The sequence below is a fragment of the Pseudomonas sp. B14(2017) genome (assembly GCF_002113255.1).
GTDB classification, from domain to species: domain Bacteria; phylum Pseudomonadota; class Gammaproteobacteria; order Pseudomonadales; family Pseudomonadaceae; genus Aquipseudomonas; species Aquipseudomonas putida_Z.
The window spans coordinates 31,428-51,892 of record NZ_NEJY01000011.1; the positions used below are offsets into that span (position 1 = coordinate 31,428).

Genomic DNA, 20,465 nt, shown 5'->3' on the forward strand with positions numbered 1-20,465 from the left:
GATTTACTCCTTCGCCTCGTTGCGGCCCAGGTGGAAGGCGGTGACGGCCGCGGCCAGCAGCAGCATCGAAGCCAGTTCGACCACCAGCAGGTAAGGGCCGAACAGGCTGATGCCGACTTCTTTCGGGCCCACGGTGGTACCGCTGATGCCGGCGCCGCTCGGGGTGACGAACAGCACGTACAGCAGCTCCAGCAGCAGCAGGGCGGCGAGGATCACCGGCCCGGCCCAGATACCGGGCTTGAGCCAGCCCCGTTCCTGGGCGACCGAAGCCGGCCCGAGGTTGAGCATCATCACCACGAACACGAACAGCACCATGATGGCGCCGGCGTAGGCGATCACTTCCAGGGCGCCGGCGAACGGCGCACCCAGGGCGAAGAAGATCATGGCCACGGAAATCAGCGAAATGATCAGGTAAAGCAAGGCGTGCACGGGGTTGGTGCCGGTCACCACCCGAAGGGTGGAGACCACGGCGATCCCGGATGCGAAGTAGAAAGCGAATTCCATCTTTCTGTCCTTATGGGAGCAAGCTCTTCACGTTGATCGGCTCGGCTTCGTTCTGTGCAGAGCCCTTCGGCTTGCCAGCGATTGCCATGCCGGCAACACGGTAGAAGTTGTAGTCAGGGTTCTTGCCGGGGCCGGAGATCAGCAGATCTTCTTTCTCGTACACCAGGTCCTGACGCTTGAACTCGGCCATTTCGAAATCCGGAGTCAGCTGGATCGCGGTGGTCGGGCACGCTTCTTCACACAGGCCGCAGAAGATGCAGCGCGAGAAGTTGATGCGGAAGAACTCCGGGTACCAGCGGCCGTCCTCGGTCTCGGCCTTCTGCAGCGAGATGCAGCCGACCGGGCAGGCCACCGCGCAGAGGTTGCACGCTACGCAGCGCTCCTCGCCATCGGGGTCGCGGGTGAGGACGATGCGGCCGCGGTAGCGCGGCGGCAGGTACACGGGTTCTTCTGGGTACTGCAGGGTGTCGCGCTTGCGGAACCCGTGGGAGAACACCATTGCCAGGCTGCGCAGCTGGGTGCCGGTGCCCTTAACGATGTCGCCGATATACTTGAACATGGGTCAAATCCTCACTGGGCCGCGACGGCTGGCGTGTTGTAGAGCACGATCGCAGCGGTCACCAGCAAATTGATCAGGGTCAGCGGCAGGCAGAACTTCCAGCTGAAGTCCATCACCTGGTCATAGCGTGGGCGCGGGATCGAGGCGCGCAGCAGGATGAACAGCATGATGAAGAACGCGGTCTTCAGCGCGAACCACAGGAACGACAGTTGCGGCAGGATGCCGAACGGGCCGTGCCAGCCGCCGAAGAACAGGGTTACCAGCAGCGCCGAGATGAGGATGATGCCGATGTACTCACCGACGAAGAACATGCCCCATTTCATGCCGGCATACTCGATGTGGTAGCCGTCGGCCAGTTCCTGTTCCGCTTCTGGCTGGTCGAACGGGTGACGGTGAGTCACGGCGACGCCAGCGATGAAGAAGGTGCAGAAGCCGAAGAACTGCGGAATGATGAACCACAGGTTCTGGGCCTGGTATTCAACGATGTCGCGCATGTTGAACGAACCCACCTGCACCACCACGCCCATCAGCGCCAGGCCCAGGAACACTTCGTACGACACGGTCTGTGCCGAGGCACGCAAGCTGCCCAGCAGGGCGTACTTGTTGTTCGACGACCAGCCGGCGAACAGCACCGCGTAGACCGACAGGCCGGCCATGGCGAAGAAGAACAGCAGGCCGATGTTCAGGTCGGCGACGCCCCAGGTCGGGGTGATCGGGATGACCACGAAGGCGATCAGCAGGGCGCTCATGGCCACTACCGGTGCCAGGGTGAAGATCACGCGGTCGACGAAGGGCGGGTTCCAGTCTTCCTTGAAGAACATCTTCAGCATGTCGGCAGCGATCTGGAACATGCCGAACGGGCCGACGCGGTTCGGACCGTAACGGTCCTGCCACCAGCCCAGCAGGCGGCGCTCGACGAAGCTGAGCAGCGCGCCGCAGACCACCACCGCCAGCAGGACCACGATGGCCCGCAGTACGGTCAGGATCACATCGATCACTTCGGGGGTGAACCAGCTCATTGTGCTGCCTCCTGCAGACCTTCGACGGATGCACCGAAGATGGCAGGCGGAATGCCGGCCAGGCCTTTCGGCAACGCGACCAGGCCAGCGCCCAGCTCTTCATTGATACGCAGCGGCAGGCGCAGGGCCACACCGGCAACGTTCAGGCTCAGCAGGGCACCGTCGTTGACGCCCAGGCGGTCGGCTTCGGACTTGGCCAGGGCCACGTAGGCTGCCGGGATGCGCTCTTGCACCGGGGCGGCGCGCGAGGAGCTTTCTTCGCTGCCGAACAGATGGAAGAACGGTACGGCAGTCCAGGTGCCACGGGCCGGGTTGAAGGCGCCCGGAATGGCGTTGAACCAGTGCAGGCGGTCGCCTTGCGATTCGATCAGGCGAACGCCCGGGTCACCGGCACGCAGGTGGCCACCGACCTCGTCCTGGAACTTGTTCCAGGCTTGCGGCGAGTTCCAGCCCGGCGACCAGGCGAACGGCACCTGCTGGCGCGGTTCGGCCGAACCCGAATAGCCTTCCATGGAGAAGGCGAACGCGGTGTCCTTGTCTTGCGGGGTACGCGGTTCGTGCACGCTGATGTTGGCGCGCATGGCGGTACGGCCGGAGTAGCGCAGCGGCTCACGGGCCAGTTTCATGCCCTTGATGCGGAACGCGGCGCTTGGCGCGGCGTTGACGATGCCGGCCAGTTGCGGGGCGGCTTCGGCGCAGGCGCTGGTGACGTGGTCCAGCTGGGTCCAGTCGACCGGCTTGTTCAGCAGGGTGGCACGCAGGGCGTGCATCCAGCGCCAGCCTTCGTGGATCTGGATGCTGCTGTCCAGGTATTGCGGGTCGAATACCTGGAAGAAGCGCTGGGCACGGCCTTCCTGGCTGACCAGGGTACCGTCGCCTTCGGCGAACGAGGCGGCCGGCAGCACTAGGTGGGCGCGGTCGACAGTCGGGGTTTTCGAGTGGTCGGCAACGATCACTACCTTGGCCGCGGCCAGGGCTGCATCGACCTTGGCGGCCGGTACGCGGGCGTACAGGTCGTTTTCCAGCACGACGATGGCGTCGGCCTTGCCGCTGATGACCGCGTCCAGCGCGGCATCGACCGACTCGCCACCGAGCATGGCCAGGCCGAGGCTGTTGGCTTCAGGCACCACCAGGCTCAGCGAGCCGTTCTTCTCGCGCAGCTTCAGCGCCTTGGCGATGTTGGCGGCGGCTTCGATCAGCGCCGGGTCGGCCAGCGAGGTACCGGCCACGACCAGTGGGCGCTTGGCTGCGACCAGGGCGTCGGCGATGCGCTGGGCCAGGGCTTTCGCTTCGGCGTCCAGGCCTTCTACGGCAGGGGCGCTCGGGTCGATGGCGTGGGCCACGGCGAAACCGATGCGGGCCAGGTCGGCCGGGGCGGCGTGCACGCATTCTTCGGCAACGTCGTCCAGCTTGGTCTCAGCCAGCGAAGCGATGAACAGTGGGTACAGCGCGTGCTGGCCGATGTTCTTCACGGCGGCGTCGAGCCACGGCTGCACCTTCATCGCTTCGGCCATGGCCTCGGCCTTGCCCTTGGTGGCCTGGCGCACGGCCAGGGCGACGCGGGCAGCGGTCTGGGTCAGGTCTTCACCGAGCACGAACACGGCGTCGTGGTCTTCGATGTCGCGCAGGGTCGGGACCGGCAGCGGGCTGTTGTTCAGCACGTTCAGGGCCAGGCGTACGCGGGCCAGTTCACCGGCTTCCATGCCCGAGTAGAAGTACTCGGCACCGACCAGCTCACGCAGGCCGTAGTTGCTTTCCAGGCTGGCGCGTGGCGAGCCGATACCGACGATGGTACGGCCGCGCAGCAGGTCGGCGGCTTTGTCCAGGGCGGCGTCCAGGCCCAGCTTGGTGCCGTCGGCCAGGTGTGGCTGGCGTGGGCGATCCTTGCGGTTGACGTAGCCATAGCCGAAGCGGCCACGGTCGCACAGGAAGTACTGGTTGACCGAACCGTTGAAGCGGTTTTCCACCCGACGCAGTTCGCCGTAGCGCTCGCCCGGGCTGATGTTGCAGCCGCTGGAGCAGCCGTGGCAGATGCTCGGGGCAAACTGCATGTCCCACTTGCGGTTGTAGCGCTCGGAGTGGGTCTTGTCGGTGAACACGCCGGTCGGGCAGACCTCGGTCAGGTTGCCGGAGAATTCGCTTTCCAGCACGCCGTCTTCGACGCGGCCGAAGTACACGTTGTCGTGGGCGCCGTAAACGCCCAGGTCGGTACCACCGGCATAGTCCTTGTAGTAGCGCACGCAGCGGTAGCAGGCGATGCAGCGGTTCATCTCATGGGCGATGAACGGGCCGAGGTCCTGGTTCTGGTGGGTACGCTTGGTGAAACGGTAGCGGCGCTCGTTGTGGCCGGTCATTACCGTCATGTCCTGCAGGTGGCAGTGACCGCCTTCCTCGCACACCGGGCAGTCGTGCGGGTGGTTGGTCATCAGCCATTCGACGACGCTGGCGCGGAACGCCTTGGACTCTTCATCGTCGATGGAGATCCAGGTGCCGTCGGAGGCAGGGGTCATGCAGGACATGACGATACGACCGCGGGTGTCGTTCTCGTCGGTGTACTGCTTGACCGCGCACTGCCGGCAGGCGCCAACGCTACCAAGCGCCGGGTGCCAGCAGAAATAAGGGATGTCGAGGCCGAGCGACAGACAGGCCTGTAACAGGTTGTCTGCACCGTTGACTTCGAGCGCTTTGCCGTCTACGTGGATAGTGGCCATTGTTCAAAGTTCTTCGTTGGCCCGCGTGAGCGGGCGTGGCTAATGGAAATCGGTGAGCTTGCGACACGCCACGATTTCTCGGGCCTGCCGGCAAGCTGGCGAGTGGCACGGACCACCCGCCTTAATCATCTTGTTATGCGCCGACCACGATCGGCTTCGCCAGGTTCGGACGCAGCGCATCGCCAGCACCAGCTGGAGCGACACCTGCCTCGAATTCCGAGCGGAAGTATTTGATGGCACTGCCCAGCGGCTCGACGGCACCTGGTGCGTGAGCACAGAAGGTACGGCCAGGGCCGAGGAAGTTGACCAGGCCCAGCAGCGTCTCGATGTCTTCGGCGCGGCCCTGGCCTTTTTCCAGTGCGCGCAGCATCTTCACGCTCCACGGCAGGCCGTCACGGCATGGAGTGCACCAGCCGCACGACTCGCGGGCGAAGAACTCTTCCATGTTGCGCAGCAGCGAAACCATGTTGATGCTGTCGTCCACCGCCATGGCCAGACCGGTACCCATACGGGTGCCGACCTTGGCGATGCCGCCGGCGTACATCTGCGCGTCGAGGTGCTCGGGCAGCAGGAAGCCGGTACCGGCGCCGCCTGGCTGCCAGCACTTGAGCTTGAAGCCGTCGCGCATGCCGCCGGCATAGTCTTCGAACAGTTCGCGGGCGGTGACGCCGAACGGCAGTTCCCACAGGCCCGGGTTCTTCACCTTGCCGGAGAAGCCCATCAGCTTGGTGCCGTGGTCTTCGCTGCCTTCGCGGGCCAGCGACTTGTACCAGTCGTTGCCGTTGGCGACGATGGCCGGGACGTTGCACAGGGTTTCGACGTTGTTCACGCAAGTCGGCTTGCCCCACACGCCAACGGCGGCAGGGAAGGGCGGCTTGGAGCGCGGGTTGGCGCGGCGGCCTTCCAGCGAGTTGATCAGTGCGGTTTCTTCACCACAGATGTAGCGGCCGGCACCGGTGTGCACGAACAGCTCGAAATCGAAACCGCTGCCGAGGATGTTCTTGCCCAGCAGGCCGGCGGCCTTGGCTTCCTCGATGGCGCGGTTGAGGTTTTTCGCTGCGGTGGTGTATTCGCCACGCAGGAAGATGTAGCCACGGTAGGCCTTCAGGGCGCGGGCGCTGATCAGCATGCCCTCGACCAGCAGATGGGGCTGTTGCTCCATCAGCATGCGGTCCTTCCAGGTGTTCGGCTCCATTTCGTCCGCGTTGCACAGCAGGTAGCGGATGTTCATGGATTCGTCTTTGGGCATCAGGCCCCACTTCACGCCAGTGGGGAAGCCCGCACCACCGCGGCCCTTGAGGCCGGAGTCCTTGACGCTTTGCACGATGTCGTCGGCCGACATCTGCGCCAGCGCCTTGCGGGCGGCAGCGTAGCCGTTCTTCGATTCGTACTCGGCAAGCCAGACCGGCTCGCCGTCGTCACGCAGGCGCCAGGTCAGCGGGTGGGTTTCGGCCGTGCGCGCGATGCGGTTGGCCGGGCCGAAGGAAGTAATGGTCATACGTAACCCTCCAGCAGTTTGGAAACGCCAGCCGGCTGCACGTCACCGAAGGTGTCGTCGTCGATCATCAGCGCCGGGGCCTTGTCGCAGTTGCCCAGGCAGCATACCGGCAGCAGGGTGAAGCGCCCGTCGGCGGTGGTCTGGCCCAGGCCGATGCCCAGTTCGCTTTGAATCTGGCTGACCACGGATTCATGGCCGCCGATGTAGCAGACCATGCTGTCGCACACGCGGATGATGTGGCGGCCGACCGGCTGACGGAAAATCTGGCTGTAGAAGGTGGCGACACCTTCGACGTCGCTGGCCGGGATGCCCAGTACTTCGCCGATGGCGTGGATGGCGCCGTCCGGCACCCAGCCACGTTCCTTCTGAACGATCTTCAGGGCTTCGATGGACGCCGCGCGCGGGTCCTCGTAGTGATGCATTTCGTGCTCGATGGCCGAGCGCTCGGTTTCGCTCAGGGCGAAACGGTCTGTCTGGATAAGCGTGCTGTTCATGCTTAGCGGTCCACGTCAGCCATAACGAAGTCGATACTGCCCAGGTACGCAATGAGGTCGGCGACCATGCTGCCTTTGATCACCGAAGGGATCTGCTGCAGGTGCAGGTAGCTCGGGGTGCGGATCCGGGTGCGGTAGCTCATGGTGCCGCCATCGCTCGTCAGGTAGTAACTGTTGATGCCCTTGGTCGCCTCGATCATCTGGAACGACTCGTTGGCCGGCATGACCGGGCCCCACGAGACTTGCAGGAAGTGCGTGATCAGGGTTTCGATGTGCTGCAGGGTGCGCTCTTTCGGTGGCGGCGTGGTCAGCGGGTGATCCGCCTTGTACGGGCCTTCCGGCATGTTGCGCAGGCACTGGTCGATGATGCGGATACTCTGGCGCATCTCCTCGACACGGACCATGCAGCGATCGTAGGCATCGCCGTTGTGGGCCAGCGGTACTTCGAACTCGAAGTTCTCGTAGCCGGAGTAGGGGCGGGCTTTACGCAGGTCGAAGTCGCAACCGGTGGCACGCAGGCCGGCACCGGTGGTACCCCAGGCCAGGGCTTCCTTGGTGTTGTACGCGGCAACGCCGATGGTACGGCCCTTGAGGATGCTGTTCTGCAGGGCAGCCTTTTCGTACTCGTCGAGGCGCTTGGGCAGCCATTCGACGAAGTCCTTGACCAGCTTGTCCCAGCCGCGCGGCAGGTCGTGGGCGACGCCACCGATGCGGTACCAGGCCGGGTGCAGGCGGAAACCGGTGATCGCTTCGATCACGGTGTAGGCGCGCTGGCGGTCGGTGAAGGTGAAGAACACCGGGGTCATGGCGCCGACGTCCTGGATGTAGGTACCCAGGAACAGCAGGTGGCTGGTGATACGGAAGAACTCGGCCAGCATCACGCGGATGGTGTCGACCTTCTGTGGCACCTTGATGCCGGCCAGCTTCTCGACCGCGAGCACGTACGGCAGGTTGTTCATTACCCCGCCGAGGTAGTCGATACGGTCGGTGTAGGGGATGAAGCTGTGCCAGGACTGGCGCTCGGCCATTTTCTCGGCGCCACGGTGGTGGTAGCCGATGTCCGGTACGCAGTCGACGATCTCTTCACCGTCCAGCTGCAGGACGATACGGAACGCACCGTGCGCGGAAGGGTGGTTGGGGCCGAGGTTGAGGAACATGTAGTCCTCGTTGGCGCCCTGGCGCTTCATGCCCCAGGCTTCCGGGTTGAAGCGTGCCGATTCCTCTTCAAGCTGCTGCTTGGCCAGGGTCAGGCTGTAGGGATCGAACTCGGTGGCGCGGGCCGGGTAGTCCTTGCGCAGCGGGTGGCCTTCCCAGGTGGGCGGCATCATGATGCGGCTGAGGTGCGGGTGGCCGGCAAAGTCGATGCCGAACATGTCCCAGACTTCGCGCTCGTACCAGTTGGCGTTCGGCCAGATACCGGTCACGGTCGGCAGGTTCAGGTCGCCTTCGCTGAGCGACACCTTGATCATCACATCGCTGTTACGCTCGATCGACAGCAGGTGGTAGAACACGCTGAAGTCGGCAGCTGGCAGGCCGCGGCGCTGGGTGCGCAGGCGCTCGTCGACGCCGTGCAGGTCGTACAGCATGCTGTACGGTTTGGCCACGCCGCGCAGGAAGCTGAGCACTTCCTTGAGCTGCTCGCGCTTGACCCACAGCACGGGCATGCCGGTGCGGGTTTCCTGGGCGACGAATGCTTCGGCGCCAAAACGGTTGTGCAGTTCGACGACCACATCCTGGTCGTCAGCCTTGTAGGGCGGAATGAAAATAGCGTTGTCCGCTGTCATGGTCTCGGTCGCTTTGGGTCAACGTTAAGAATGAAGCCAGGCCGCCGGCTCCAGGGGAGCGGGCGGCAGGTCGCTGGATCAGACTTCGTCGGGGCTGCGCAGGTTGGTTACTGCAATGCGCTGCTCACGACGCAGGTCTTTCTGGGCTGGCATCTCGGCACGGTAAATACCTTGATCACCAACAACCCAGGAAAGCGGGCGTCGTTCTTGGCCGATCGACTCCTGCAGCAGCATCAAGCCTTGCAGGAAAGCCTCAGGGCGTGGCGGGCAGCCAGGCACATAGACGTCCACGGGGAGGAACTTGTCGACCCCCTGAACGACCGAGTAGATGTCGTACATGCCGCCGGAGTTGGCGCACGAACCCATGGAGATGACCCATTTCGGCTCGAGCATCTGCTCGTACAGGCGCTGGATGATCGGCGCCATCTTGACGAAGCAGGTACCGGCGATGACCATGAAGTCGGCCTGACGCGGCGATGCCCGGATGACTTCGGCGCCGAAGCGGGCGATGTCGTGGGGTGCCGTGAAGGCCGTGGTCATTTCCACGTAGCAGCAGGACAGGCCGAAGTTGTACGGCCAGAGGGAGTTCTTGCGACCCCAGTTGACCGCGCCACGCAGCACATCTTCAAGCTTGCCCATGAAGATGTTCTTGTGGACCTGGTCCTCCAGCAGTTGATCGGTGACGGTTTCCCGTTCACCGACCGGGTACTGCTCGTTGGGCGCATCCGGATCGATTCTGGTGAGATTGTATTGCATGCCAAAGCCTCATTGTTTCAGCTTCGCTTGCCGCTTGCGGCGACCTTCGGGAGCCCAATCAAGTGCCCCGACGCGCCATAGGTAGACAAGACCAGCCAACAGAATTGCTATGAAAACGAGTGCTTCGACGAATCCGGTCCAGCCGCTTTCGCGGACGGACACAGACCATGCAAAGAGAAAGAGGGCTTCGATATCGAAGATCACGAACAGCATCGCGACCAGATAGAATTTGGCGGACAGGCGCAGGCGGGCGCTGCCGACGGGCAGCATGCCGGATTCGAAGGGTTCGTTCTTGGCGCGGCCCCAGGCCTTGCTACCGAGCAGGCTGGACAGGCCGAGCATGAAGGCGCACAGGCCGACGACACCCAGGAGGAAGATGGCAAAGCCCCAGTTGTGGGCGATGAGTCCTGCCGAATCGGACATGCTAGAGATCCTTATACAGAGACCCAGCTCTGCAGTCTGAAATAAGTGTAGAGCGGCGACTTGGTGTCGCACATGCAGTGACCAAATGTCGCAGCTGAATCAATCGCGCTGATTTTATGGGTAAACCCCGTGCAAGTAAAATTTCTGTCGCAAATTTATTCGTAGGATTAAGTACAAAAGCCGCTTGTAACTGGCTGAAAGCCTTGAGATTCGGGCATTGCGTGCGGTTTTGTTAATTATGTTTCTTGCGACGGGTAACGAATTGCAAGTTTCGTAATGATAATTGATATCATTTGACCTGATGCCTGATATTTCCCTTGTTCTGCGTCTTGTAAAGTTCATCTGGCGATTCCCCCTACTTGCAAATGCGAAAAACGCCTGTTCTAGCAGCTTCCGACGCCGCTTGCCCCGCTCTGGGTCAATACTTTATCGATTGAGCGATGACTGGCTGATGAAGCGATCGCCCACTGGCCGAGCCAGTAGGTGAGGATGATCAGGTACGGCGCGGCGGCGAACGGGCTGACGAAGCGGTCGATACCGATCAGGCTGTCGGAGAGCACGAACAGGCAGGCGCCGAGCGCGGCGAGCCCGCCGCAGGCCAGGGCGCGCCAGAGCATGGCGCTGATGGCCAAGGCATAGAGCACGACCGGGATCAGTAGCGGGCCGAGGCCGTGGCTGGCCAGTACGCCGAGCAGAGTGATACCGGTGATGGCGCTCAGCAGCAGTGCGGGCAGGGCTGGGCGCAGGGTCTGGCTGCAATAGGCGCGCAGGTAGGCCAGGTGGGCGCAGAGGAAGGCGGCCAGGCCGAACACGAACAGGTCGGCGGGGATGGCCAGCAGGATGTCGCCGAGTACCGAGAATGCCAGGCCGAGGGTGATCCAGCGGCGATAAGGTGTGGCGGGAGCACTGCGCAGCCAGGCGATCAGGGCCAGTACCGGGAACGGTTTCGCCAGCAGGGCGAGCAGGGTGTTGTCGCTGGCCAGTGCATATATATAGAGGGCGGCGGCGACCAGGGCGAGAATCATCAGGTGGCTTGGACGAAGCATGGGCGGTCCTTGCGGCTGTGCTGCCTCAAGCATAGACCTGATCCCCGGTTTTGCTTCCTCCTGTACCGGCCCTTTCGCGGGTAAACCCGCTCCCACAGGATCACCACAGTCTTCAAGACTTGCACAGTCCCTGTGGGGGCGGGTTTACCCGCGAATAGGCCGGTGCAGGCGCTGCTGAAGTGCGGCATAAAACAGATTTGTCCCCTTCCATGTAGGCCATTTCCCAAACATACTCTTGCCGCCTTTTTTCCGTTGCGGCTGCTGTGGCAGCGCTCTAGTCTCGGCGTGTCGTTGCACATCAACGACACGGCTTTGACAGGCCGGAATTGAAAGAAGGTGCACTCGCTTTGCCTCAATGGCGGCTGTGCGTGTGGGCACGTTCGCGTGCGCCGGTCTTTCTTTCTTTCCACCGGTCTGTCAACCCGCGCATAGCTGCCACCCAACCGTTTGACAGCGGGCGGATGGTGGCCAAACAGGAAAGAAAGGAGCGAGTCATGCTAAAAGTTGTCCCCGATCCACCCCACAACCCCCATTCCCTCGAAGACACCCTGATCCAGGCCACCGACTACGCGCTGTGCGCGGCGACCGTGGTGCATCAGGCCTTGCTGCTGCAGCCCAAATCCCCGGCTTCGATCCTGATGATGACCTCGATGCACGAGCTTGAGGCGCTGCGGGCTTTGCTTGAGTCGGCATTGATTCAGGTGCAGATGCCCGGCGAGCCCAGGACTTTGCACTAAGGCTGATTAATGCGTTGCCCGGGCCGCCCCTTTCGCGGGCATGCCCGCTCCCACAGGATCACCGCAGTCTTCAAGATTTGCACGGTACTTGTGGGAGCGGGCGAGCCCGCGAAGAGGCCGGCCCTGGCAGTCGAGAGTTTTCAGGGGAATGATCAATGACAACAGAAGATACCCAGTTCACCGTCGGCAAAACCACCTTCTACCAAGGTGAAAACGGTACTCACCCACTGTTCCGCATCGAGCCCGGCATTCCTTGTCGGGATGCCCGCGAGCAGTCCTCGGAGCTGATGGGCTATGTGCGCGAACTGACCATCACCGGCCTGATGGATGAGAAACCGATGATGATCTGGGCCGCCCACTATCTGAGCGCGATGGCTAAGGCGCTGATGGATGATGCGGAGCTGGGCATGAAGCACTGAGGTGCTACCGACAGGCGCGATTTCTCCTGTGGGAGCGGCCTTGCGTCGCGATTGGGGTGCGAAGCGCCCCCGGAATTTGTGCATCATCGCAAGATTGCCGGGGCCGCTTTGCGGCCCTTTCGCGACGCAAGGCCGCTCCCACATGTTCGGCGCTAACCTGTTGTCCTTGAAGGGTGTGGTACAGACCAAAAAGAAAGGCCCGGGGCTTCAACAAGCCTCGGGCCTTTCTTCAGCAGCAACCCACTATCAGTGGAACTGCTCTTCCTCGGTCGAACCGGTCAGTGCAGTCACCGACGATGCGCCACCCTGGATCACGGTGGTCATGTCGTCGAAGTAGCCAGTGCCTACTTCCTGCTGGTGCGCCACGAAGGTGTAGCCTTTGTTGGCGTCAGCGAATTCCTGCTCCTGCAGCTTCACGTAGGCGGTCATGTCGTTGCGGGCGTAGTCGTGCGCCAGGTTGAACATGCCGTGCCACATGTTGTGGATGCCGGCCAGGGTGATGAACTGGTGCTTGTAGCCCATTGCCGACAGTTCGCGCTGGAACTTGGCGATGGTCGCGTCGTCCAGGTTCTTCTTCCAGTTGAAGGAAGGCGAGCAGTTGTACGACAGGATCTGGTCCGGGTACTCCTTCTTGATCGCTTCGGCGAAGCGGCGGGCTTCGTCCAGGTCCGGCTTGGCGGTTTCGCACCAGATCAGGTCGGCGTACGGCGCGTAGGCCAGGCCGCGGGCGATGGCCTGGTCGAGGCCGGCGCGTACCTTGTAGAAGCCTTCACGGGTGCGCTCGCCAATCACGAACGGCTGGTCGTACGGGTCGCAGTCGCTGGTCAGCAGGTCGGCGGCGTTGGCGTCGGTACGGGCCAGGATGATGGTCGGCACGCCCGATACGTCAGCTGCCAGGCGCGCGGCCACCAGCTTTTGCACGGCTTCCTGGGTCGGTACCAGTACCTTGCCACCCATGTGGCCGCATTTTTTCACCGAGGCCAGCTGGTCTTCGAAGTGCACGCCGGCGGCGCCTGCTTCGATCATGTTCTTCATCAGCTCGTAGGCGTTCAGTACGCCGCCGAAACCGGCTTCGGCGTCGGCCACGATCGGTGCGAAGTAGTCGATGTAGCCATCGTCGCCCGGGTTCTTGCCAGCTTTCCACTGGATCTGGTCGGCGCGGCGGAAGGCGTTGTTGATGCGCTTGACCACGGTCGGTACCGAGTCGACCGGGTACAGCGACTGGTCAGGGTACATGGACTCGGCGGAGTTGTTGTCGGCGGCAACCTGCCAGCCGGACAGGTAGATGGCCTGGATGCCGGCCTTGACCTGCTGCACTGCCTGGCCGCCGGTCAGGGCGCCCATGCAGTTGACGAAATCTTTTTCTGGGCGGAAGGACGGGTGGGCACCTTCGGTGACCAGCTTCCACAGTTTTTCTGCACCCAGGCGGGCCAGGGTGTGCTCCGGCTGCAGGGAGCCACGCAGGCGAACGACATCAGCGGCGGTGTAGGTACGGGTCACGCCTTTCCAGCGCGGGTTCTCGGCCCAGTCTTTCTCGAGGGCTGCAATTTGCTGTTCGCGTGTCAGTGCCATGGAAATAAACCTCGTCGCATCGATCTTGGGGTAATTGTGCTGATGCTCGGAGCAGATCAGGAGCTGGCGGCTGTCCTGTTCGCAGGAGTGCGGCGGCGAACGCGAAGGCTCGAAGGGGAAGGGTGTGCAGGCCAGGCGAAAGGGCGCTCCGGCAGGTTGGCTCGTGGTTGCCTTGCTGCGGTGCTACGCGATTGCCAGTACTGCGGTGATGCGCTTCCGTCCCTCGGGACAACTTCTTCGTTGCAGTCGCAATCCCGTCGAACCGCCTTGTGGGCCGTATAGACACGAGACGCCTCCAGGGGTGGGAGGAGTGCGCCTCGAAGGCCCTTGCCAGGGCCCCTGATTAGCGGGAGCGAGGCCATCATGCCCTTGGGAAAAAGACCCTGTCAAATGTTTTGTAGTGGTTTTTTTCACTTACTACATCTTTGGTCTAATGCGACTTGGCAGTCAGTTTCAAGGCCTTTGGTCGAGGCCTTGAATTGCCTGGGATCAGTCGAGAAGGTCGACTTTGACACGCAAAGTCATGTTTTCACCCCGTTGGGTGCTGTAACTGTGGCTTGACGCGCTACGGTCGGCTTGGCTCTGCTGGTTGTAGCCGGCCAGGGTGATCCATTCTCCGAGCTTGCCGGTGATTGTCGTGTCGGTGCTTTGCACTTTCACTACATCAGCACGTTCCTGGCTGATGCGGTCATTATTGGTGCTTATTTGCAGACGAACCGTATCGCCGCTCAAGCTGGGCGTGACGTAGAAACCCTGGGTCACGTTGCGGTATTCGGTATTGCTCTGGATGCGCCCGTAGCCGTCGGTGCTGGTGCTGGTGCTGGTGATCGGGATGCTCTGGCCGACCTGGATCAGCGCCGGCTGGCCTTCGCTGGCCTGAATCTGCTGCATGCCGCCGTCACGGTTGCTGGTGCCGTAGTGAATGACACGTGCGTTGCCACGGTTGTCCTGGAAGTTGCTGTCGTTGTTGTCGACGCTGATCAGCAGGCGCTTGGGTGCGGTGTCCAGCTGTTGCAGCAGGGTGCGCAGGTCGTCGATGCGCTCGGGGCTGGCGTTGACGATCAGCTTGTTCTCGAAGGCGCTGACCGTGCCGTCCTTGCCGATGAATGCCTGGGCGGCGGGCAGCAGTTCGGCGCTGCTGCGGTGTTGTAGCGGCAATACCTCGGTGGCGGCCTGGGCGGTGAGGCTGGCGGCCAGCAGCAAGGCGGCGAATAGGGGGCGTAGCGGCATGTCCATGATCTCCGCAGGTGGAATGGACATGATGGCAAATTTACTGACTTCCTGCCGGGTCTGGATCATGTCGATGATGGGGAAGTGGCTACGAAAGCACCTGGGGCGAGACGGCTGTCCGCCATAGCTGAACCTTTGATCTTTCCCGTCAGTCGCATTCACAGGGAGTGAGTGGGGCTGATGGCATGAAGCGTGGTCTGATCCTGTTGTTATGGCTTTGCAGCCTTGGTGCCGAGGCTGCAGCTGATTCGTTGCGCATCAAACAGCTGCAGCGTTGTGGCGACCTGTTTGGCGATGGCCAGCAGCAATGGTGCCTGCGCGCCGAGGGGCTTGGGGCGCAGCTGCCGACGGTCTGGCTCGGTGGTGTGCGGCTGCCGACAGCCGATTTCGAGCGGCAAGGTGACCGGCTTACGCTGAAATTGGCCAAACAAGCCCTGCGCAGTGCTCCGCTGTGGCTGGAGGACGGCGAGCGCACCAGCAACCCGGTTTGGCTGACCCGCCAGCGCAGCCATGTTGTGGCCGCCGGGCCTGATGAAGTGGCGAAGAACATGGATGGCCTCACCACCTATGTGGACCTGGTAAGCCTTTTGATCGAGGAAAAACATGATGGCCTCGGCGAAGCCCGACGGATCGCCGGGAAGTACGGCGCCCAGGTCGTGGGTGCCATACCGCCGCTGAATGTCTACCAGTTGCGCTTGCCGGTGGGCGACCTGGTGCAGCGCGACGCGATGATCCTGCGCATGGGCAGTGAAGTCAGCGTGGATGCAGTGATTGTCGAGGAGACTGCCCCGGAGCGTGGCGAGGAAGGCAGCGGGCGCGACGCCCTGGCCATCGATCAGGCGGATGAATGGGCCGCCAACCGCTTCATGGACGCGCTGTACTACTACCAGCGGCGAATTGCCGCTTCCAGCTTGCCGGTGCAACCGGTGCGGGTCGGGGTGATCGAGCGAGAGGTGGACTTCGACGCGCCAGGCTTCAGCCATTATCGAGGGCGCTGCGAGCAGGCGCAGACGTGCCTGTATGCGCGCGACGGTGACCGCCCAGGCAGCCACGGAAACCATGTGGCCGGTATCCTGGCGAACCCGGATGAAGGCTTTTTGCCAAGGCTGGGCAAGCACAGTCCTGGCTTCGAGGTGATTGTCGAGCGCAACTCGGATGCCGGTATCACCGCCAACATCGCTGCATCGGTGAACCTGGTCGAGGATGGGGTGCGGGTGTTGAACTGGAGCTGGGGCATCCATCGGGTAGGGGCGCGCGATGTCAAAGGTGACGAAGTCGATTCGCTGGTGCGTTCCGGGCTGGCCATGAGTGGCTATGAGGAACTGCTCGAGGAGTTCTTCCTGTGGCTGCGCGCCGAGCACCCTGATGTGGTGGTGGTCAACTCGGCGGGTAATGGTGCGTCCTGGTCGGGTACCGATGAATATCGCCTGCCATCGTCGTTCATCACCGAACAATTGCTGGTGGTGGGCGGGCACCAGCGCAGTGACAAGTCAGTGGCGGTCGAACACCCTGGCCATGTGCGCAAGCGCCATAGCTCCAACATCGACATGCGTGTGGATGTCAGTGCGGCGGCCTGCATTCGCCCGGGTGCGGGCGCTGCGCATTGTGGCACGTCGTACGCAACACCGCTGGTGACTGCAACCGTGGCGACGATGCTGTCGATCAACCCGGCGCTGACCCCCGAACAGGTGCGCATGCTGTTGCGGCGCAGCGCCTTGACCCTGGGCGCCGAGCAGGATTTCGAAGCGATGGACGCCGAGGACCTGACGGCGCCGATCCTGCCGTCTGAGCGTGGCGGCCAACTGAACCACCCCGACCTGGGGCGTTCGGCGCGCCTGGACATGCAGCGCGCTCTGGACCTGGCCGTGCAAAGCCGGGAGCGGGTGCGCTGAACGGTGGCCGCTGCCAGACAAATTCCGTAACATCGCGCCCGCTTGTTTTCGATCCGTCCATCCGGACTGCACCACAGGATGCCCATGAAACCCGCCCGACTTCGCGCCGACGTGCTCGCCGGCCTGACCACCTCATTCGCCCTGGTGCCCGAGTGCATCGCCTTTGCCCTGGTGGCTCACCTCAACCCGCTGATGGGCCTGTATGGCGCCTTCATCATCTGCACCCTGACGGCGCTGTTCGGTGGTCGGCCGGGGATGATTTCCGGTGCCGCCGGCTCGATGGCGGTGGTAATCGTTGCGCTGGTGGTGCAGCACGGTGCGCAGTACCTGCTGGCCACGGTTTTGCTGGGCGGCGTGGTGATGATCCTGTTCGGCTTGCTGCGCCTGGGCAAGCTGGTGCGGTTGGTGCCGTACCCGGTGATGCTCGGCTTCGTCAATGGCCTGGCGATCGTCATTGCCATGGCCCAGCTGGAGCACTTCAAAGAGGGCGGGCACTGGCTCGGCGGTACGCCGCTGTACCTGATGATCGGCCTGGTGGCGCTGACCATGGCGGTGGTCTACGTGCTGCCGAAGTTGACCCGTGCGGTGCCGCCAGCGCTGGTGGCGATCCTTGGCGTTGGTTTGCTGGTGTACCTGCTCGGCCTGCCCACGCGCACCCTGGGCGACATGGCGCGCATCGCCGGCGGCCTGCCGCAGCTGGCCCTGCCGGACGTGCCGTGGAACCTCGAGACCCTGAAGATCATCGCCCCCTACGCGGTGCTGATGGCCATGGTCGGCCTGCTGGAAACCCTGCTTACGCTCAACCTGACCGATGAAATCACCGAGAGCCGTGGCTACCCGGACCGCGAGTGCGTGGCACTGGGTGCGGCCAACATGGTTTCCGGCCTGTGCGGCGGCATGGGGGGGTGCGCGATGATCGGCCAGACGGTGATCAACCTCAGCTCCAATGGCCGTGGCCGGCTGTCAGGCGTGGTGGCCGGGGTGATGGTCCTGCTGTTCGTGCTGTTCCTGTCGCCGCTGATCGAGCGTATTCCGCTGGCGGCGCTGGTCGGGGTGATGTTCGTGGTGGCGCAGCAGACCTTTGCCTGGGCGTCGTTGCGGGTGCTGCACAAGGTGCCGCTGAGCGATGTGCTGGCGATCATTGCCGTGACCGTGGTAACGGTGCTCACCGACCTGGCGGTGGCGGTACTGTTCGGCATCGTCATCGCGGCGGTGAACTTTGCCTGGCAGCATGCGCGGGAGCTGTATGCCGACAGCCATGAGGATGCAGAGGAGGGCAAGCATTACCAGGTGCATGGCACGCTGTTCTTTGCCTCGACTACGGTGTTCCTGAACCAGTTCGACCCGGCTAACGACCCGGCCAAGGTGACCCTGGATTGCCAGCATTTGAGCTTTGTCGATTATTCGGCGATTGCGGCGTTGAAGACCTTGCGGGAGCGGTATGCGAGGGCGGGCAAGCAGTTGCGGGTGGTGCATCTGTCCGAGCGCTGCAAGAAGCTGCTGAAGCGGGCTGGGGAGCAGCACTGAGAAGGGTTGTTGCCTGTGCCGGCCCCTTCGCGGGCGCGCCCGCTCCCACAGGGATCGCATAACCCTTGTGGGAGCGGGCATGCCCGCGAAGAGGCCAGTGCAGGAGAAGGATTTATTCCCCGCGGTTCTTCTTGACGATGGCATCGGCAATGCTCGCCGGTGCCTCGGCATAACGGGTGAACTCCATCGAGAAGCTGGCCCGGCCCTGGGTCATGGAGCGCATCGAGGTGGCGTAGCCGAACATCTCGCCCAGCGGCACCTCGGCACGGATCACCTTGCCGGCCGGCGTTTCGTCACCGTCCTGGATCATCCCGCGGCGCCGGCTCAGGTCGCCGAGGATGTCACCCTGGTACTCCTCCGGGGTCACCACTTCCACCTTCATCACCGGCTCCAGCAACACCGCCCCACCTTTCTGCGACAGCTGCTTGGTGGCCATCGAGGCGGCGATCTTGTAGGCCATTTCGTTCGAGTCGACATCGTGGTACGAGCCGTCGAATACCGCCGCCTTCAGGTTGATCAGCGGGTAGCCGGCCAGCACGCCGTTCTTCATCTGCTCCTCGATGCCTTTCTGGATAGCCGGGATGTATTCGCGTGGGACCACGCCGCCAACGATCTCGTTGATGAACTCCAGGCCTTCCTTGCCCTCGTCGCCGGGGGCGAAGCGGATCCAGCAGTGGCCGTACTGGCCTCGGCCGCCGGACTGGCGGACGAAGCGGCCCTCGATCTCGCAGGTATTGCGGATTTTCTCGCGGTAGGCCACCTGCGGCTTGCCGATGTTGGCCTCGACGTTGAACTCGCGGCGCATGCGGTCGACGATGATGTCCAGGTGCAACTCGCCCATGCCCGAGATAATGGTCTGGCCGGTCTCCTCGTCGGTGCGCACGCGGAATGACGGGTCTTCCTGGGCCAGCTTGCCCAAGGCGATGCCCATTTTTTCCTGGTCGGCCTTGGTCTTGGGCTCCACCGCCACGGAAATTACCGGGTCGGGGAAGTCCATGCGTTCGAGGATGATCGGCTTGTCCATGTCGCACAGGGTGTCGCCGGTGGTCACGTCCTTCATGCCGATCAGCGCGGCGATGTCGCCGGCGCACACATCCTTGATTTCAGCCCGCTGGTTGGCATGCATCTGCACCATGCGGCCGATGCGTTCCTTCTTGCCCTTTACCGAGTTGAGTACCGCGTTGCCGGAGCTGAGCACGCCGGAGTAGACCCGGGCGAAGGTCAGGGTGCCGACGAACGGGTCGGTGGCGATCTTGAATGCCAGGGCCGAGAACGGCTCGCTGTCGTCGGCGTGGCGCTCCAGGTGCTTTTCTTCGTCATCCGGGTCGGTGCCCTTGATGGCCGGGATCTCCGACGGGGCGGGCAGGTAGTCGATGACCGCGTCGAGCATCAGCGGCACGCCCTTGTTCTTGAACGACGAGCCGAGGATGGTCGGGACGATTTCATTGGCGATGGTGCGTTGGCGCAGTGCGGCCTTGATCTCGTCGATGCTCAGTTCCTCGCCATCGAGAAACTTCATGGTGAGCTCGTCATTGGCTTCGGCGGCGGCCTCGATCATGTGCGCGCGCCACTCGTCGGCCAGCGCCTGCAGCTCGGCAGGGATGTCTTCTTCGCGGTAGCTGGTGCCCTGGTCGGCATCGTTCCAGTAGATGGCCTTCATCTTCACCAGGTCGATCTGGCCGATGAAGTTCTCTTCGCTGCCGATGGCCAGCTGGATCGGCACCGGGTGGTGGCCCAGGCGCTGGTCGATCTGCTTGACCACGCGCAGGAAGTCGGCGCCCTGCCGGTCCATCTTGTTGATGTAGGCCAGGCGCGGCACGTGGTACTTGTTGGCCTGGCGCCATACGGTTTCGGACTGCGGTTCGACCCCGTCCGCGCCGCTGAACACCACTACCGCGCCATCGAGCACGCGCAGTGAGCGCTCCACCTCGATGGTGAAGTCGACGTGGCCCGGGGTGTCGATGATGTTGAAGCGGTACTTGTGGGCGAACTGCTTGGTCGAGCCCTGCCAGAAGGCAGTGGTCGCCGCCGAGGTGATGGTGATGCCGCGCTCCTGCTCCTGGGCCATCCAGTCCATGGTCGCGGCACCATCGTGCACTTCGCCCATCTTGTGGTTGACCCCGGTGTAGAACAGGATCCGCTCGGTGGTCGTGGTCTTGCCGGCGTCCACGTGGGCGACGATACCGATATTGCGGTACAGCTCGATGGGCGTTGTACGGGCCATGGCGGACTACCTGCGGATGAGCGGATTCTCCCACGGTAGCAGAACGGGAGAATCCTGCTTTACCGCCGGG

17 protein-coding genes are annotated in these 20,465 nt (G+C 63.1%); 4 read left to right on the forward strand and 13 right to left on the reverse strand.

The window, feature by feature from the left end; all coding sequences use genetic code 11:
- Positions 1 to 3: 3 nt before the first annotated feature.
- From nuoJ to CAG34_RS13080, 10 genes are all read right to left on the reverse strand, one after another.
- Positions 4 to 504, reverse strand: a complete 501-nt coding sequence (gene nuoJ / locus CAG34_RS13035; RefSeq protein ID WP_003261007.1) for an NADH-quinone oxidoreductase subunit J — start codon at positions 502 to 504, stop codon at positions 4 to 6.
- A 10-nt stretch (positions 505 to 514) separates the two neighbouring features.
- Entirely contained in the window at positions 515 to 1,063 is a 549-nt protein-coding gene (nuoI, locus tag CAG34_RS13040; protein WP_003251442.1) for an NADH-quinone oxidoreductase subunit NuoI, read from the reverse strand.
- A gap of 11 nt (positions 1,064 to 1,074) precedes the next feature.
- A complete protein-coding gene (gene nuoH, locus CAG34_RS13045; RefSeq protein WP_003251440.1) occupies positions 1,075 to 2,082 on the reverse strand; it encodes an NADH-quinone oxidoreductase subunit NuoH in 1,008 nt (335 codons plus the stop codon).
- A complete protein-coding gene (nuoG, locus tag CAG34_RS13050; RefSeq protein WP_075045810.1) occupies positions 2,079 to 4,793 on the reverse strand; it encodes an NADH-quinone oxidoreductase subunit NuoG in 2,715 nt (904 codons plus the stop codon). The genes nuoH and nuoG overlap by 4 nt, the downstream gene beginning before the upstream one ends.
- A gap of 133 nt (positions 4,794 to 4,926) precedes the next feature.
- Positions 4,927 to 6,291, reverse strand: a complete 1,365-nt coding sequence (gene nuoF, locus CAG34_RS13055; RefSeq protein ID WP_025339923.1) for an NADH-quinone oxidoreductase subunit NuoF — start codon at positions 6,289 to 6,291, stop codon at positions 4,927 to 4,929.
- On the reverse strand, positions 6,288 to 6,785 hold the full coding sequence (gene nuoE, locus CAG34_RS13060; RefSeq protein WP_003251433.1) for an NADH-quinone oxidoreductase subunit NuoE: 498 nt from the start codon (positions 6,783 to 6,785) through the stop codon (positions 6,288 to 6,290). Before nuoE ends, nuoF begins: the two co-directional genes overlap by 4 nt.
- A 2-nt stretch (positions 6,786 to 6,787) precedes the next feature.
- Entirely contained in the window at positions 6,788 to 8,569 is a 1,782-nt protein-coding gene (gene nuoC / locus CAG34_RS13065) for an NADH-quinone oxidoreductase subunit C/D (RefSeq protein WP_085590422.1), read from the reverse strand.
- A gap of 78 nt (positions 8,570 to 8,647) precedes the next feature.
- A complete protein-coding gene (locus CAG34_RS13070; protein WP_003251429.1) occupies positions 8,648 to 9,325 on the reverse strand; it encodes an NADH-quinone oxidoreductase subunit B family protein in 678 nt (225 codons plus the stop codon).
- 9 nt (positions 9,326 to 9,334) lie between these two features.
- Positions 9,335 to 9,748: an NADH-quinone oxidoreductase subunit A gene (locus tag CAG34_RS13075; RefSeq protein ID WP_003251427.1), complete on the reverse strand. Its 414-nt coding sequence runs from the start codon at positions 9,746 to 9,748 to the stop codon at positions 9,335 to 9,337.
- Between the two features lie 383 nt (positions 9,749 to 10,131).
- Positions 10,132 to 10,794, reverse strand: a complete 663-nt coding sequence (locus CAG34_RS13080) for a lysoplasmalogenase (RefSeq protein ID WP_085590424.1) — start codon at positions 10,792 to 10,794, stop codon at positions 10,132 to 10,134.
- A gap of 494 nt (positions 10,795 to 11,288) precedes the next feature.
- On the opposite strand from CAG34_RS13080, the gene CAG34_RS13085 reads away from it, so the two are divergent.
- Positions 11,289 to 11,531, forward strand: a complete 243-nt coding sequence (locus CAG34_RS13085; RefSeq protein ID WP_085590426.1) for a hypothetical protein — start codon at positions 11,289 to 11,291, stop codon at positions 11,529 to 11,531.
- 155 nt (positions 11,532 to 11,686) lie between these two features.
- Positions 11,687 to 11,950, forward strand: coding sequence for a DUF3077 domain-containing protein (locus tag CAG34_RS13090; RefSeq protein ID WP_023660664.1), 264 nt, complete (start codon positions 11,687 to 11,689; stop codon positions 11,948 to 11,950).
- 246 nt (positions 11,951 to 12,196) lie between these two features.
- Here CAG34_RS13090 and aceA read toward each other — a convergent pair whose 3' ends face one another.
- Together aceA and CAG34_RS13100 are read right to left on the reverse strand one after the other, a co-directional pair.
- Positions 12,197 to 13,522 carry an isocitrate lyase gene (gene aceA / locus CAG34_RS13095; protein ID WP_013973380.1) on the reverse strand — a complete coding sequence of 442 codons (1,326 nt, stop codon included), beginning with the start codon at positions 13,520 to 13,522 and terminating at the stop codon, positions 12,197 to 12,199.
- Between the two features lie 489 nt (positions 13,523 to 14,011).
- On the reverse strand, positions 14,012 to 14,782 hold the full coding sequence (locus CAG34_RS13100) for a secretin N-terminal domain-containing protein (RefSeq protein ID WP_178080882.1): 771 nt from the start codon (positions 14,780 to 14,782) through the stop codon (positions 14,012 to 14,014).
- Between the two features lie 155 nt (positions 14,783 to 14,937).
- Between CAG34_RS13100 and CAG34_RS13105 the strand changes: the two genes are divergently transcribed.
- Together CAG34_RS13105 and CAG34_RS13110 are read left to right on the forward strand one after the other, a co-directional pair.
- Positions 14,938 to 16,644 (forward strand): S8/S53 family peptidase, encoded by a 1,707-nt coding sequence (locus tag CAG34_RS13105; RefSeq protein WP_085590429.1) that lies wholly within the window; start codon positions 14,938 to 14,940, stop codon positions 16,642 to 16,644.
- 84 nt (positions 16,645 to 16,728) lie between these two features.
- Positions 16,729 to 18,171 (forward strand): SulP family inorganic anion transporter, encoded by a 1,443-nt coding sequence (locus CAG34_RS13110; RefSeq protein ID WP_025339918.1) that lies wholly within the window; start codon positions 16,729 to 16,731, stop codon positions 18,169 to 18,171.
- A gap of 112 nt (positions 18,172 to 18,283) precedes the next feature.
- Here the strand turns inward: CAG34_RS13110 and fusA are convergent, their stop codons facing one another.
- Complete coding sequence (fusA, locus tag CAG34_RS13115) at positions 18,284 to 20,395, reverse strand: elongation factor G (RefSeq protein ID WP_085590431.1); 2,112 nt, start codon at positions 20,393 to 20,395, stop codon at positions 18,284 to 18,286.
- Positions 20,396 to 20,465 lie beyond the last annotated feature (70 nt).